This is a genomic window from Williamsia sp. DF01-3 (assembly GCF_023051145.1).
Taxonomy (GTDB): domain Bacteria; phylum Actinomycetota; class Actinomycetes; order Mycobacteriales; family Mycobacteriaceae; genus Williamsia.
The window spans coordinates 2,373,547-2,389,397 of sequence record NZ_JALKFS010000005.1 but is presented as its reverse complement, the minus strand read 5'-3'; the positions used below and the strand labels follow the sequence as shown (position 1 = coordinate 2,389,397).

The window sequence follows — 15,851 nt, the reverse complement described above, 5'->3', positions numbered from 1 at the left end:
ATGACAACGGCACACTCTCGATTACTTCGCCTGTTCGCCGCGATCACTACGGCGATATTCACAGCAGCCCCAGCCATTCTTGTTGCGCCGCACGCCGGCGCGGCACCAGGCGACGGCGGCATTGTGTCGGCGGCCCCCACCCTGAGCCTCGATTCACTGGGCGCAGGAGAGAATCTCGCCTTTCCCGGCCAGCAAGCTTCGACAACGGTGACAATTCCCGTACCCGAAGGGCTGACGCCGACCGACATCCGAGCCACGGTTCAGTTGCCGCCGAATGCGCAGAGCGCCACCCTGACCGTCGTCCAAGACGGCGAGATACTGTCGTCCGTCGATGTGCCGTCAGCCGACCGGACGCCGGTCACGATCGGATTGCGCGGCGCCGAGGTCATCGACAACGCGGTCATCGTCACCATTCGCAGTTTTGTTGTGCCACCGGCGGGTTTCTGCGTGTTCGATGAGACCGACCAACTCACGCTTCTCACGCCGTCCGTGGTCTTTGCCGGAACCGAGGTTGCGCCCACCGTCGTCGCCGACTTCCTGCCGCCGATTCTCCAGCGACTGACGATCGCGATCCCGGCAACACCGACGCAGGCCGAATCCAATTCGGCCGTCGCGCTGGCATCGGCCGTGGTCGGATATTACGGTGAGCAACCTGTCGACGTTGTGATGCAGACACTTCCGGAAGGCCAGCCCACGCCGCCCACGCCATCCACGGCGCTCGAGAGGCACGTATCCGTCATCGAGCGCCCCGACAGCGCGGTGACGCTCCTCGGGACCGTGGGAGTGCCGGCGCTGCTGATCAGCGGACCGGCCACAGACCTGACTAATCAGACGCGGCTGCTGACCAGCGACATGTCGCGACTGGCCGTCAGTTCGAAAGCAGTGGCAGGACCGTTGCGCGTCAGCCCGCAACTCCCGCCCGACGCGACCACGCTGCGAGAGCTCGGCGAGCCGGGCGCCAGCGCGACCGCCCTCACCGATCCCAAGGTGTCGATCGGCCTCGATCAGACACGCCTCGGCCGGCCGACCGGCGACATCAAGGTCAACCTCAAGGGGTCGTACACGCCGCTTCCGCCGAACTACGGCGGTCAGGTGGTGGTCTCGGTCGGTGATGAGGTCATCACCCGGTGGGCCGCCGAACCCAGCGGAACCATCGACGAGATGGTCACCATTCCCAACCGGCTACTCCAGCGTTTCACCGACCTCAACGTGGCCGTGGACGCCGCCGGTGACACCGGGGCATGTGGTGAGGCCAGTCCCATCACGCTCGACGTCAGTGGCGACAGCCCGGTTCAGAGCACTCCGGCCACACCGCCGGTGCCGCCTGGATTCCAGTCGGTGCCGCAGGCGTTGATGCCCGAACTCCAAATCGGTCTGACAGTCGGGTCTTTCGCCGACACCGCCCGTGCCGTGTCCATCATCGAGGGTGTTCAGCGACTCAGCGCGGTACCGCTGGGAACAAATGTGGTACCGCTCGAGACCGCGACAACCTCGAAGCTCCCGGCCATCCTGATCTCCGCCGACAACTGGGACGATCCCACCATCGACCTGCCGGTCAGCAAGTCCGGCAACAACCCCATCGATTTCGCCGGGGTCGACGGAAACGGCGACGAGACGACCCTCACCCTCGACCCGGCGGTGAACTTCGGGTCCTTGCAAACCGTGGTCGACGGTGGGCGGACGGTCATGGTGGCCACCTCCACGGGTGCGCCTGGACAGCTCGATGCGTTGCTGGGATGGCTGGGCGCAGACCGGGATCGCTGGGTCCGACTCAATGGCAATGCCCTTGTGGCAGTTCCGGATCGCGACCCCGTGGCGCTCACCGTCGACATCGGCTCCACGTCGGACACCTCCGACTCCGAAGACAACCGCTCACTGATCCGGTGGATCGGGGCGGGTGTTCTCGTGGCCATCGCGATAGCTGTCGCCATCATCGTGATCCGCAGTCGTCGGCGCGAACCGGGAAGCTGATCCGTGGCGGCGTCGTCCGGATCGATCTTCTCGCGGTGGCACCCCGCGTCGCGAATCGCGCTGCGATGGGCCATCATCCTCGCCGCGACGTTCATCGCCTTCTACTCGACGTGGCTCAACATCTCGGAAGAGGCGTACTCGGGTAGTTTGATCGGCTACGTCTTCTCGGTCCCGTGGCTGGCGTTGCTGGCGGCACAAGGCGTGGCTCGGCGACGCACGGGCGAGTTGCCGATCCACGACCGGCAGACGGACGTGATCGTCGGTTTCATGGGCCTGGTACTGGCATTGCTCATCAAAGGCGTTCTGCTGCGCCGATACTCGGACGACTTCAGCCTTCTCCATCTCGATCTGCTCGCGATGTGGATCTTCCTCATCAGCGCCAGCATCATGCTGTTCGGTCTTCGGCCTGTCACCCGGTTCGCGTGGGTCTGGCTCCTGCTGCTCTTGATGTTCCCGCTGCCCTATCGGATCATGGTGATCACACTTGGGGGCGGCCGTCAGATCGCGGGGCTGGTCGCTCTCGGACTCGCTGCGTTCGCGACCGCCATCGCCGTCGGACGCACCTGGCGGCGCGCGGTGACCGGCGCGGCGTTGACGTTTGCGGTCGGTGGCGCAATCCTGCTGGTACTCATCGAGTTCTACCCCAATGCGCCGATGATGGTATATCAGCAGACCCCCACCCTGACCGCGACGGTGGTGGTCAGCCTCGGTCTCTACTTCTACTCGCGGCGAGGAGAGCAGAAACGCCCGCTCGAGCGGTCGATCAATCCGTTGACCGCAGGCGAGGTGTGGCGATCGGTGCCGGTGGTCGCGGTCATCGCAATCCTTCTGGCCTTCATCACCCTTCCCGTTCCCAACCTCCCGCCGGTACGCCAGGTGGACGGCCTCGCGTTCCGTACACCGCTCATCTCCCCTCCGCAGTGGCAGACGACGAGCACAGTCGAATACCGTTGGGTCAAAAGGTTCTTCGGCACCAACTCGGTCCTCATCCGGCAACGAATGCTCGCGGAAGAGGGGAACTTCGAGTGGGACAAGCTGTCCCGCCCGCGGGAGGTGGTGGTCGACAGCGTCACCAGCCGGCGACCGATCTCGTTCGCCATCTACCCCGACAACGTCCTCTACGACATGTCGCAGACCCGCTCCAGTGCAGGACGTGACGTCAACCTCGGTAACGGGATTATCGGGCGGATGTACGCGGTGGTCGACGACAAGCTGCTCGTCACCTGGACCAAACTCACGTGGACCTGGGAAAACGGCGGCGCCGCACAGCGCGTGACCGTGTTGACCGTCGACAACCACGAGGCGAACGCACCGTTCCCCGAGCCGGCCAACGCACTGATCAGCAACCTCAACACGGTCTTCACCGTGCTGCTCCGCGGCAATTCCGTGGTGACCAACAACGACCCCGTGTTCAAGGACGAGGGGCTGCTCACCGAGTTCGGTAGAGACCTGGTCGAGGCGCAGCTCGCGCCGCTCAAGAAACAGGTACCCGCATGACGGGACCACCGGAGCACCCCACGGGGCCCTCGGTTCCCGGTGAACTGAGCGAGGAGTTCAAGGCCGCGGCGTTGCACGATGCCATCGAGGGGCTCCGTGAGGCCGATCCGCTCAGATCGGCGTCGATCGCAGTTCTGGGATGGCAGAAGAACTTCCTGATCGGGCTCCTCGTGGTGGTTGTCGGGTTCGCCATCTGGCAACCCATTCCGACAGCAACTGCCCTGATCGGTGTCTGCACCCTCGGTTACGTCTGGTCGATGATCGACAGGCTGTTGCTGTTCCGGCGAGGGCTGGCATCGGGCCCGATCAACATCAGCGACGAACGGGCCCGGGCCATCCCCGACGCCGACCTCCCGCTGTACACCATCCTGGTACCCGCCTACAACGAACCAGAGGTGGTTGCCGATCTCATCGGCGCGATGGCCGCACTCGAGTACCCGTCGGAGAAGTTGCAGGTCCTGTTGTTGCTCGAGGCCGATGACGACGTCACGATCTCGGCGGCCGAGGGGTGTCAGGACGTCGAGATGATCACCATCGTGCTGGTCCCGGCGGCCGACCCCCGAACCAAACCGAAAGCCTGCAATTACGGTCTGCACCTGGCAACCGGTGAGATCGTCACCATCTATGACGCCGAGGACCTGCCCGATCCCCTTCAGCTCCGGCGCGTGGTGGCAGCCTTTGCCTCAGAGGACGATTCGGTGGCGTGCGTCCAGGCCAAACTCGCGTTCCACAACGGCAGGCAGAACATGCTCACCGGGTGGTTCACCGCCGAGTACGGACTGTGGTTCGGATACCTGTTGCCGGGCCTGATGCGCAGCAAAGCCCCGATCCCGTTGGGCGGCACGTCCAATCATCTCCGACGCTCGGTACTCCGCGAGATCGGTGCGTGGGATCCGTTCAACGTCACCGAAGACGCCGACCTCGGTGTCCGCATCGCCGAGACCGGCTACCGCACCGCCGTGATCGATTCGGTGACTCTGGAAGAGGCCAACAGCGACCCCATCAACTGGGTCCGCCAGCGATCACGGTGGTACAAGGGCTATCTGCAGACCTGGCTGGTGCATGTCCGGCGCCCGGTGGGCCTGTGGCGGGCGATCGGCACCGTGAGTTTCATCCGGTTCACCCTGCTGTTGGCCGGTACACCCGTCATCGCATGCCTCAATCTCGTCTTCTGGTTGATCACCGTCTCGTGGTTTCTCGGCCAGCCCGCGGTCATCGGGGAAGTCTTCCCCTGGTACATCTATTTCCCCGCGCTGGTGTCGCTGATCTTCGGCAACGGCGCCACCATCTACATGAACCTGATCGCGCTGCGCGAAGACGATCGTCCCGATCTGCTGTTGCCTGCCCTCACCGTGCCGCTCTACTGGGTGATGATGAGTGTGGCCTCGGCAAAAGGGTGTTACCAGCTGATTCGCAATCCCTCGTACTGGGAGAAGACCTTCCACGGTTTGTCCGCGAAGCCGGACAGCGACTCCGGTGTCGGACAATCAGATACGGCGGCAGCCGCATCGACGAACGGACCGAGCCAGGTTCCCCCGACGCGGCGGGCGGCAATGTCTGATCGCGGACTCGGCCGGACCATCTACTTCGTGAGTCTCGCCGTCTACGTGGTGGTCGGCTACGTACTGTGCGTGCGTGAAGGATTCATCATCGGCGACTCGCTGTCCCGGGTGTCTGCGGCACAAACCGTTCTGTTCAGTCGCGATCCGCACGTCGCGGCCATCGGTTTCGTCTTCACGCCTCTGACCTCGCTGATCCAGTTGCCGGCAGTGGCATTCAGCCCACTGTGGGCACCGTTGACCGAACGAGCCTTCTCCGGGGTGCTCATGTCGGCGGCCTTCATGTCCGGTGCCGCGGTACAGATCTTCGCAACTGCCGCGGACCGTGGACTGCCGCGGTCGTTCGCCTTGATCGTCACGGCACTGTTCGCGTTCAACCCGATGATCGTCTTCTACGGATCAAACGGTATGAGCGAGGCGCCGTTTGTGTTCTTCGTGTGCTGGGCGGTGCGCCGGCTGATCGCCTGGACCACAGACGACGACGTACACCACCTCGCGGCTGCCGGCATCTCGCTGGGGCTGGGCTACCTCACCCGCTATGACGCCGTCGCCGCCATCGCCTGTGCCTCGCTGCTCGTCGCAGCGACCACGGCCATCCGCGCCTCGCCGCGGCTGCGATGGCGACGAGCCCTGCTGGACGGTGGATTGGTCGCCGCACCGGGCTTTTTCGCCTTCATCGGCTGGGCTGCGAGCAGCTGGCTCATCACGGGCCAGGCGTTTGCACAGTTCAGTTCCCAGTACGGCAACTCGGCGATTCTCCAGCAGTCCGACGGCGGTGGAACAGATTTCGTGCCCGGTGTCGAGTTCGCAGTGGTCTCCACTGTGCTCCTGGCACCGACGCTGATCCCGCTGGCCCTCGCTGCCGGAGTCGCCGGATGGTGGCGTGGCGACTGGGCTCCGCTGCTGGTGCCGATCGTGGTGTTCGGTAGCGTTCTGGGCTTCCAGGGGTACAGCTATGCCAGTGGATCGACCTTTGGCTTCCTGCGGTTCTACATCGTCGCGATCCCGTTGGCCGCCACGCTCGCCATCCTGCTGGTCCCTGCGCGCGCGTGCACGATCACAAAACGGCGGGGCAAATACGCACCGGAACCACCGGAGGCCCGTCGTTCGCCCGCTCGCCACCGGGTGGGTACTGCCCGCACCTGGCCTGGACTCGCAGTGGCCGTCGTCTTGGTGGCGATCACCGTGCCCGCCTCGGCGTACGGCATGAGCAAACCCAAATATGCCCCGCAGGAGTACGCGCTGGGTGCGGTACTCGACCCGGACCCGGACAACGTCAGCGAACGCAAGGCAACCGAACACCGCATTGCGTCGACGTTTTCCACCGAACGAGAGCTGGCGAAGTATCTCGACAGCCTCGACCTGCCCGAGGGCTCGGTGCTGACCGACACCGTCTACGGATTCGCTGTTGTCGCCGCATCTCGAAAGCCCAAGACCTTTGTGGTCCCCTCTGATCTGGATTTCACCGCCTACCTGAACGACCCCAGCAGAAATCAGGTCCGATACCTGTTGTCGGTGCCCAACACCGGTCGCGGCGAGTCCGACGCGGTGAACCTGCGGTATCCGACGTTGTACGAAACCGGCGCCGACATCGCGACTCTGGAGCTCGAAGTACCCAATGACGGTGAGGATCAGCCCGATTGGCGGGTCTACCGGGTTGAGGAAGCTCCAACGCTCTAGGGACTCAACGCCCGGATGACGGCAAAGATGGGATCCCCGGGGCCGATGTCGAGCGTGCACTCGCCGAGCCGGGGGTCGGGCACAAACGCCCAGAACAGTGCACCGGCAGTGCCCGCTGCCCGTTGGGCGGTGATCTTGCGCGTCAAGTCGTCCGCGCGGCCCTGCAACGGCCCACACGACCCCGCCATCTGGCCCATCTCGGCAACCACCAGCGGTTTGCCGACCAGACCGGCCTGTTGGATCCGTCGCTGCAGTCCGTCGGTCGCCGTACCCGGCAGCGGCTCACCCCGCGGCCCGTAGTCGTGATAGTCGAGCACGTCGATCCCCGGCGATGCAGCGACATACTGGTACTCGTCGCCGCGCGAACCACACTGACCGCCGCCTGCGAGCCCCGCCCAGATCGGAGTGTCCGGGTCGAGTGCACGCAGCCGGGCACCGGCGACATCGAAGAACTTCCGGAGCACGTCTGCCGAACGAGGCGGACAGATCCGGTTCTGCCACGAACACCGACTGTCGTTGCAATTGCTCGGCTCGGCCTCCCCGACCAATTCCCACCCGGCGAGCGCGCGAGAGCTTCCCCACCGGGCCACCGCCGCATCCAGCCAGGACGCATATGTCATCAGCGAATCGTCGGTCGCGGGATCATCCCAGCGGTCGGCGAACCACGAGTGATCCTTGAATTCGAAGTCCTCACAGGCACCCTCACCCGCCGAGAGCACCGCGACGAGCATCTGGTCGTGGTCGGCAGCCTCCTGGAAGATCTCGTCCAGGCGTCCGAAGTCGATCTCACCGGTGTCCTTGTCCCTGGCGAACGACGAGAAGAGATTGAACCGGGTGACCGCGTTCGGGGGCAGCGCGGCGAAATACTTGTTCAGGTCGACCTGAGCGCCACAACCTTCGTTGAGTTGCCAATCGGTACCCAGTTGATAGGCCGCGAAACCGATGGGCCACCACGGTTTTCCGTCCAGGGTCAATCCCCTGGCAGACGTGGCGACACGGGGAGTGTCCGTCGTTGGATAGTCACGGTCTGACGATCCACATCCGGCGGTACCGAGGACCACGGCGAGAGCTGAGGCCAGAACCGCCAACACGAACCTGCGGGGCAGCCGACGTCGCCTCTCGGGAACGTTGATCTCAGCGCGGCTCATCTCCGAATCCTAGTCAAATAAACGACAATTCGGCGAACATTGCCACTGACAAACTCTGGTTCGGCGAACATCGTTCGCCCGTCGGCAGGTGAGGCGCAAGGGTCTGGTGCCCGGTACGCTGCAGGCGATGATACGACCGATGGTGCGAGCCGCAGCTATGGCGACGGTGGTGCTGCTGGCACCCGGCTCCATCGGCCTGGGAGCGGCGACGGCCGCGCCGATCCAGGGCACACCGACCGCAGGTGCTCCGGCACCCGAGACCATCACCGACACCTGCCCGTACAAGACGCTGCCGATTCCTCCTGTCGACGAATCCGAGGTGGTTCCGCCGGGCTCATCCTCACCTGCACCTCTGCCCGTGCCCAGCCCACCGGTCGGTGGTGAAGCACTCGGCGGATGTGGCGTGGTCACAGCCCCTGGTGCGGCTCCCCCACCCGCCGGACTCACCGCCGCAGGTTGGCTGATCGCCGATCTGACCGCAGACAAGGTACTGGCGGCCAAAGACCCTCACGGTCGGTACCGTCCCGCGAGCACCATCAAGGTCCTGCTGATCCTGGTGGTTCTGGACGAGTTGGATCTCGACGACACGGTCACCGGGACGCAGGAGGACGACGAGGTCGAGGGCGATGCTGCCGGTGTCGGGCCGGGTGGTGTCTACACCGTGCGTGAACTCGTGGCAGGTCTGATGATGGTGTCCGGCAACGACTGCGCCAACGCCCTGGCCCGCGCACTCGGCGGCCCGCAGGAAACAGTCGACAAGATGAACGCCAAAGCCCGCGAGCTGGGTGCCCTGGACACACGCGCGGCGTCGGCCTCCGGTCTGGACGGTCCCGGGATGAGCAGCTCCCCGTACGACGAGGCGCTCATCTTCGCCGAGGCCCTGGAGAACGACGACTTCGTGGAGATCTCGCAGCAGACGCAGATGAGGTTTCCCGGCTACCCAGGGATGCCGACGCCCACCCCCACCGACCAGAGTGTCGACGGCGCGGTCACCGAGACCACCACACAGTCGACTCCTGCCGGGGATCCCGGCATCGACCTCTACAACATGAACCAGCTGCTGTACGACTATCCCGGCACCGTGGCAGGCAAGACGGGCTATACCGACGATGCCCGAAAGACCTTCGTGGGCGCGGCGGAGCGGGACGGACGCACCATTCTTGTTGTCCAGATGTACGGCCTCAACGACTCCTACGGCTCGTTCTGGCGACAGGCCGAGGCGATGCTCGATTACGGGTTCGCCCAGTCATCGGATCTGTTCGTCGGCTCGCTCACCGACGATCCCGCATCACCGAGTTCGGTGGAGTACTCCGGTGGCACCGACGAAGACGACGCGGCCAGGTCCCCATCCGTGCAGGATTCGGGCCGGTCGTCATGGACCGCTCGGATCACCATCGGGCTTGTCGGAGCACTGGTTGTCATCGGGCTGGTCTACGCCGGGACACGGGTGAACAGGCGGCGCTGACATCTCGGCCCGGTTGCGATCAGAACGCGCGGGGTAATGCTGCGGCATGCGTATCGCCATCACCGGAGCCAGCGGCAACCTGGGCACGGCACTCCTGTCCGAGCTTGCCGAGTCCGGACATGACCTGATCGGGATCGCGCGACGGATTCCCCAGTCGGTACCGCCATACGACAGCGCCCGATGGATTGCGATAGACGTCGGTGGCCGGGATGCGGTCCGACAACTGACGGCGGCGTTCGAAGGCGTCGATGTGGTCGTCCATCTGGCGTGGCAATTCCAGCCGTCGCATCGCGTGGGCCAATTGCGTGCAACCGGAGTGCAAGGCACCGGCAATGTGCTCGCCGCCTCCGCGGCCGTCGGCATCGGCCACCTGGTGCACATGTCATCGGGCGCGGTGTACAGCGGTGTCGACGATCATCGCGCTGTCGATGAATCGTGGTCACGATCCGGCGTCAAAGAGTCGGTTTACAGCATCGGCAAGGTCGACGCGGAACGGTCGATCGACGAGTGGGAGCAGACACATCCGAACACCCCGCCCGTTGCCAGACTTCGACCCGGCTTCATCGGCCAAGGAGGAATCGGCGCGGAACTGCTCCGGTACGCCCTCCCAGGCTACTTCCCCGCAGGCCTGCTCAAGATGATCCCGATAGTGCCCTTGGATCGCTCGTTGACCATCCCCGCGGTTCATGCGCGCGACGTTGCCGTCGCGATCGGAACCATCATCGATCGACGCGCTCACGGCGCCTTCAACCTCGCCGCCGATCCGCCGGTGACCGCGGCCGACATCGCCACGGCGCTGGGCGCCCGTCTGGTTCACGTTCCGAAGCCGGTGGTCGCCGGCGCTGTTGCCCTGTCGTGGCGGCTGCACGTGCAACCGGTGGACCGGGGCTGGATCGAGTTGGCCTACCAGGTACCCCTTCTCGATTGCACCCGCGCACGGCACGAACTCGACTGGGCTCCCAGGTTCAGCGGAACAGAGACCATCGCACAAGCAGTGGATGCCGTGCTCGAATCCGAGGACGGGGCGAGCCCCCCGCTGCGACGCCGCAACCTCATCGGCGAAGTGGGCAGGGTACTCAGCGGCCGTGGCGTGGCCACCCGCGACAAGGCCTGAGCGACAAGCTCATCCGGCCCGCGTCAGCGTCCCGACCCCGGCCGGGCCAAGAACTTGTGCGCTGCTGCTTTCGCCGCATCCGGCGTCACAGCGTCGACCGCTGCCATTGCCTTCGACATGATGGAGCTGGCCACCACTTTGCGCTTCCCGCCCATCATCGCGTCATAACCTTGGCGCGCCACCTCGCCGGCGTCGTCCTTCTTCGCCTGCCCCATCTTCGTGTCGTCCATCCGCGCCCGATGGAAGAAATTGGTGCCCGTGGGACCCGGCATCAGTGAAGTGATGGTGACCGCGCTGTCACTCAACTCCCCTTGCAGCGCTTCGACAAACGACTGCACAAAGGACTTCGACGCGTTGTACACCGCCTGATACGGCCCCGGCATCGTCGAAGCGATCGACGAGGTGACGAGGAGCTTGCCTTCATTGCGCCGCACCATGTCCTCGAGGACGAGTTTGGTCAGATGCACCGTCGATTTCACGTTGAGGTCGATGACCGACATGGTGTCGGGCAGCGGGGTGTCGAGGAAGGCGCCGCCCTGCCCGACACCTGCGTTGAGCGCCGCTGCGGCCAAGGGGCGTTCGTCTGCCGCGACAGCTGCGTAGACCTGCGCCACGCCGTCCTCGGTCCGTAGATCGGCGGTGACCGACCGAACATGAGCACCGGTCTCACCGAGACGCTCGGCGGCCGTGTCGATCTTCTCGCTGTCGGAAGCGACGATGAGGTCGTAGCCATCTGCAGCGAAGAGTGCGGCGAGCTCGTAACCGATTCCGCTCGAGGCGCCGGTCACGAGGGCAAGTGGTTTACCGGTTGGTGTGCTGGGCGAATTCGTCATGACGTGTGCGTACCCGATACCGCACGGTGTCAATCGGTGCTGACACCGTCAGCGTCTGCGTCCCCGCAATGCCGAGATGCCCAGCGCGGCGACGACTCCCGCCCCGATGGCAGCCGCGGCGCCCCGCGGGGACAAGCCATCGCGGACGTCGACCCGCGGACTGATGACCACCGGATCGGGGACCCGCGTCGTTTCGAATTTGCGATTGATCGGATCAGTGGCCGCCCACGCCGTGGCGAACAAGATGATCCGTGTGGTGATGAAGGCAAAGACCATGATCCCGAGGATCGGCCCGAAGGTCGCCCCCGCCGGACCCGTCAGGACCGATTTCAGGTAGAACGAGGCAACGAACTTGAAGATCTCGAAGACCACGGCTGTCAGCAGGCCGGCCTTGGCCGCGTTCCGGAGCGGCAATGCCACCCTGGGCAACTTCGCGATGACCCAGGTGAACAGCAACCACGACGTCAATATCGACAACACGTACGACACGGCCCGGATGCCCACCGACACCCCGGGCAGGTCGTCGGCACTCAACCACTCGAGGATCTTCAGTGTGAGTCCGCTGCTGGACAATGCCGAAAGGGAGAACGTCAGGACGATCGCGAGGAACAGTCCCGCAAGCGCACCGAGGTCGGCCAGCTTGGTCTTCACCACCCCTGCGGACTCCGGCTCGGGTCCCCACTGGACGGTCAGTGCGTTGCGCAGGTTGGCCATCCACCCCAGTCCTGCGTACAGCGCGACCACCAGCCCGACGACTCCGATCGTGGTACGTGACTCGATCGCCTGGTCCATCAGATCGGTCAGCTGCTGACTCATGCTGCCGTCGACGGACTCGGCGATCTCGTCCTTCGCCTTGTCCAGGAGGTCGGGGTTGCCCGCGAACACGAAGCCCGCGGTGGCGAACCCGATCATCAGCAGCGGAAACAAGGCGAAGACACTGAAATAGGTTGCGCCCGCAGCGAAGAAGTCCCCCTTGCTGTTCTGGTAACGCGTGCCCGCGGCCACCAGGTGATCAAGCCAGGGCCGCTGCGCGCGCTGCCTGTCCAGGAAGGACGGCTTTTCGGGCGCTTTGTCTGTCTCTGGAGTGGACATCGAATCCCCGTTCCGTTCGTCCGTCGAGCCCTTGGCCTCTGGCGAGCGTCTGGTCAGTCGGGTGCCACCGGAGCGGCGAATCCGACCTTGTCATACACCTTCTGCAAGGTGCGCGAGGCGACGTCACGGGCACGATCGGCCCCGGCGGCCAGCACCCGGTCGATCTCGGCGCGGTCGGCCATCAGTTCATCGAATCGCGCGCGCAGCGGAATCACGAACTCGCTCAACGCCTCTGCCGTATCCACCTTGAGCTGGCCATAACCCTGGTCGGCGTACCCGGCGACGAGATCGTCGATGGACTTGCCGGTCAGTGCCGACTGGATGGTCAGCAGGTTGCTCACCCCTGGTTTGTTCTCCCGGTCGAAGACGATGTCGCGACCGTTGTCCGTCACCGCGGAGCGCAGCTTCTTGGCCGAGCGTTTGGGATCGTCGAGAAGGTTGATCAGGCCCGAATCGGATTCGGCGGATTTGCTCATCTTGGCCGTCGGATTCTGCAGGTCGTAGATCTTGGCCGTCTCGGCCACGATGTAGGCCTCCGGCACCACAAACGTCTTGCCGAAGCGGGAGTTGAACCGTTGCGCCAGGTTTCGCGTCAGTTCGAGGTGCTGGCGCTGATCCTCGCCGACGGGGACCTGGTCCACCCCGAACGTGAGGATGTCGGCGGCCATCAAGATCGGGTAGGTGAACAGACCCACGCTCGCGTGGTCCACACCCTGCTTCGCCGACTTGTCCTTGAACTGAGTCATCCGGCTGGCCTCGCCGAATCCGGTGATGCACGACAGGACCCAGGTCACCTGTGCGATCTGCGGCACGTGGGACTGCAGATAGATGGTCGCGCGATCCGGATCGACGCCCAGGGCGAGCAGTTGGGCAACACTGCGGCGCGACCGGTCACGCAGCGCTTTGGGGTCGTGTGCTGCGGTGATGGCGTGCATGTCCGGGATGAAGTAGAAGGCTTCCTCGAACTCGTCCTGGAGGGCGACCCACTGCTGAACCGCACCCAGGTAATTGCCCAGATGGAACGAATCGCTGGTCGGCTGGATACCCGACAGCACGCGTCTGCGTCGCTCTGTTGCCGCGGTCTCGGTAGTCGCTTCAGTCACCTGCGTGATTCTTCCATTCTGCGGCGGGTGGATTCACGAGTACTCCACCGTGACGGGGGCGTGGTCGGACCAGCGGAGGTCATAGGCGTCGGCCCGGTGCACGTACGACTTGGTGGCGCGTTGCCCCAGTCGCTTGTTCGCGAGCTGGTAGTCGATCCGCCAGCCCGCGTCGTTGTCGAAGGCCTTGCCGCGCCAACTCCACCACGAGTACGGGCCAGACACCTCACCCGCCAGTTCGCGGGCGACGTCGACCCAGCCGGCTTCGAGCAGTCCGGCGACCCACTGCCGCTCCTCGGGCAGGAAGCCAGGGTTCTTGACGTTTCCCTTCGCATTCTTCAGGTCGAGTTCGGTAGGTGCGATGTTCCAGTCGCCGCCGATGACCACGTCGCGGCGTTTGCGCGACAACGCCGCGAGATGGGCAGCGAACTCATCGAGGAACCGGAACTTCTCCTCGCGCTTCGGGCCGTCCGAAGCACCCTTGGGCAGGTACAGACTGGCCACGGTCAGATCACCGAAGTCGGCCTCGACGTACCGGCCGGTGCTGTCGAACTCGTTGCTGCCGAAACCTTTACGAACGCGGTCCGGAGCCGAGCGCGACAAGATTGCCACACCCGAGTGTCCCTTGACCGTCGACTCGTTCAGAGCGAGATGCCACCCGTCGGCGAGGGCGGGGGCGAGTGCTTCGACCACCTGCTCTTCGGTGGCCCGGGTTTCCTGCAGCAGCACGTGGTGGGTGTCGGTGTCGCGCAGCCACGGCAACAGTCCCAGGTTGCGCTCGGAGCGTTGCTTCACCGCCGCCCGGATGCCGTTTGCGTTGATCGTGGTCACGATTGTCGTCACGTCCGACGACCCTACGTGCGGGCCACGACATCACCGGCGGCGGTCCGCGAACTCCTCGCGCGGGTCAACGTGCGTCGACCGTGACCAGTTCGTCCGTCTGCGGAAGGGCCGGAGCCTTGGCCCGGACGCGCCGGGCATACGCGAGGGCAAGAGCCAGGACCAGCAGACCCGCCACTGCCAACCCGGCGCCGAGCAGAGACGGCGCACGGTACCCGTACCCGGCCGCGATCACCAGACCGCCGAGCCAGGCCCCTCCGGCGTTGGCGATGTTGAGTGCGGAGTGGTTCAGCGCAGCGGCGAGCGTCTGCGCGTCCTCGGCGACATCCATCAGACGGATCTGCAACGCCGGTGTCAGCGCGGTCCCGCTGACACCGATCAGGAATGTGAGCACCAGGGCGGCCCACGGGTTGCTGGCGAGCAACGCGAACAAGATGAGTACCACCGTGATCGCCACCAGCCCGATGAAGATGGCCCGGACCACACCGCGATCGGCAAGTGCACCGCCGGCGATGTTGCCGGTGACCATGCCGAGGCCGAACAGCATCAGTGCGATGGGGATGAACGACTCGGACACTCCGGAAACGCTGGTCAGCGTGGTGCTGATGTAGGTGTAGAACGCGAACATCCCGCCGAATCCGACGATGCCGATGAACAGCGTGAACCACACCTGAGGCCGGGTGAGAGCGCCCAGTTCGGTGATGGGGTTGGTGATCTTCATGCCGGACAACGTGGGCAGGAACACCGACAGGGCACCGATCGTCAGCAGCCCGATCACCACCACCACGACAAATGCGGCGCGCCATCCCAGAGCGCTGCCGAGCCAGGTGGCGGCAGGGACGCCGATCACGTTGGCGACGCTGAGGCCCAGCATCACCTGCCCCACCGCCTTGGCCCGTGCATCCGGGCCGGCGAGGTGTGCGGCGACCAGAGCCGCGACCCCGAAGTAGGCGCCGTGGGGAAGGCCTGCGACAAAGCGGGCCACCATGAGCATGCCGTAACTCTGGGCGAGCACTGTGGCGGCGTTGCCGATGGTGAAGGCCACCATCAAGGCGATCAGCAGTGTGCGCCGGGACATCCGGGCGGTCAGCGCAGCGATCAGCGGTGCACCCACGACGACACCGAGGGCGTAGGCGGAGATGACGTGTCCTGCTGTGGGTTCGGTGGTCCCGAGGGAGTCCGCGATCGACGGGAGCAGTCCCATCGCCACGAACTCGGTGGTGCCGATCCCGAAAGCGCCCAGGGCAAGAGCCAGGACTGCGTTGCGACGACTTCCCCGCCATTCCCGCCATCCCTGCGGGTTCGCAGTGGAAACAGGGGTACTGACGGCAGACATGGTTCATCCTCTCGAGGGTGCTTGGGGTGAGGCGGCGACGCTGCCGGGCAACCCAGGAATCAACTGCGTGGCCACCGCGATGATTCCCTGCGGTGGGGTGAACTCGCCCACAGCCGGGCGATGGACGTCGGCCGTTGCCGAGCGCGGCCTTGACGCCTCTTCACGAAGATGTCGACTCCCGCCGCATCACCGCGGGCAAGCAGGCAAAAAGTGCTG

11 protein-coding genes are annotated in these 15,851 nt (G+C 65.1%); 5 read left to right on the top strand and 6 right to left on the bottom strand.

Annotation, left to right across the window (positions count from 1 at the left end):
• The 3 genes from MVA47_RS13475 to MVA47_RS13465 are packed head-to-tail and all read left to right on the top strand — an operon-like array spanning position 1 to position 6,707.
• Positions 1-1,971, top strand: coding sequence for a cellulose biosynthesis cyclic di-GMP-binding regulatory protein BcsB (locus tag MVA47_RS13475; RefSeq protein WP_247208310.1), 1,971 nt, complete (start codon positions 1-3; stop codon positions 1,969-1,971).
• Positions 1,972-1,974: 3 nt separating this feature from the next.
• The gene (locus MVA47_RS13470; RefSeq protein WP_247208309.1) at positions 1,975-3,468 is read left to right on the top strand and encodes a hypothetical protein; all 1,494 of its coding nucleotides are present in this window, start codon (positions 1,975-1,977) and stop codon (positions 3,466-3,468) included.
• Complete coding sequence (locus MVA47_RS13465; RefSeq protein WP_247208308.1) at positions 3,465-6,707, top strand: glycosyltransferase; 3,243 nt, start codon at positions 3,465-3,467, stop codon at positions 6,705-6,707. Before MVA47_RS13470 ends, MVA47_RS13465 begins: the two co-directional genes overlap by 4 nt.
• On the opposite strand, the gene MVA47_RS13460 is transcribed toward MVA47_RS13465, so the two are convergent.
• Complete coding sequence (locus tag MVA47_RS13460) at positions 6,704-7,855, bottom strand: beta-mannosidase (RefSeq protein ID WP_247208307.1); 1,152 nt, start codon at positions 7,853-7,855, stop codon at positions 6,704-6,706. The genes MVA47_RS13465 and MVA47_RS13460 overlap by 4 nt on opposite strands.
• 127 nt (positions 7,856-7,982) lie before the next feature.
• Here MVA47_RS13460 and MVA47_RS13455 point away from each other — a divergent pair, with 127 nt between their 5' ends.
• Both MVA47_RS13455 and MVA47_RS13450 read left to right on the top strand, forming a co-directional pair.
• Positions 7,983-9,320 carry a D-alanyl-D-alanine carboxypeptidase family protein gene (locus MVA47_RS13455; RefSeq protein ID WP_247208306.1) on the top strand — a complete coding sequence of 446 codons (1,338 nt, stop codon included), beginning with the start codon at positions 7,983-7,985 and terminating at the stop codon, positions 9,318-9,320.
• A 46-nt stretch (positions 9,321-9,366) separates the two neighbouring features.
• Entirely contained in the window at positions 9,367-10,434 is a 1,068-nt protein-coding gene (locus tag MVA47_RS13450; RefSeq protein WP_247208305.1) for an NAD-dependent epimerase/dehydratase family protein, read from the top strand.
• 23 nt (positions 10,435-10,457) lie between these two features.
• On the opposite strand, the gene MVA47_RS13445 is transcribed toward MVA47_RS13450, so the two are convergent.
• From MVA47_RS13445 to MVA47_RS13425, 5 genes are all read right to left on the bottom strand, one after another.
• Positions 10,458-11,267 (bottom strand): SDR family oxidoreductase, encoded by an 810-nt coding sequence (locus MVA47_RS13445; RefSeq protein WP_247208304.1) that lies wholly within the window; start codon positions 11,265-11,267, stop codon positions 10,458-10,460.
• A 48-nt stretch (positions 11,268-11,315) separates the two neighbouring features.
• A complete protein-coding gene (gene yhjD, locus MVA47_RS13440) occupies positions 11,316-12,359 on the bottom strand; it encodes an inner membrane protein YhjD (protein WP_247208303.1) in 1,044 nt (347 codons plus the stop codon).
• Positions 12,360-12,412: 53 nt separating this feature from the next.
• The gene (trpS, locus tag MVA47_RS13435) at positions 12,413-13,462 is read right to left on the bottom strand and encodes a tryptophan--tRNA ligase (RefSeq protein WP_247208302.1); all 1,050 of its coding nucleotides are present in this window, start codon (positions 13,460-13,462) and stop codon (positions 12,413-12,415) included.
• Positions 13,463-13,495: 33 nt separating this feature from the next.
• Positions 13,496-14,302, bottom strand: a complete 807-nt coding sequence (locus MVA47_RS13430) for an exodeoxyribonuclease III (RefSeq protein ID WP_247208301.1) — start codon at positions 14,300-14,302, stop codon at positions 13,496-13,498.
• A gap of 64 nt (positions 14,303-14,366) precedes the next feature.
• Positions 14,367-15,635: an MFS transporter gene (locus MVA47_RS13425; RefSeq protein ID WP_247208300.1), complete on the bottom strand. Its 1,269-nt coding sequence runs from the start codon at positions 15,633-15,635 to the stop codon at positions 14,367-14,369.
• Between the last annotated feature and the right edge of the window lie 216 nt (positions 15,636-15,851).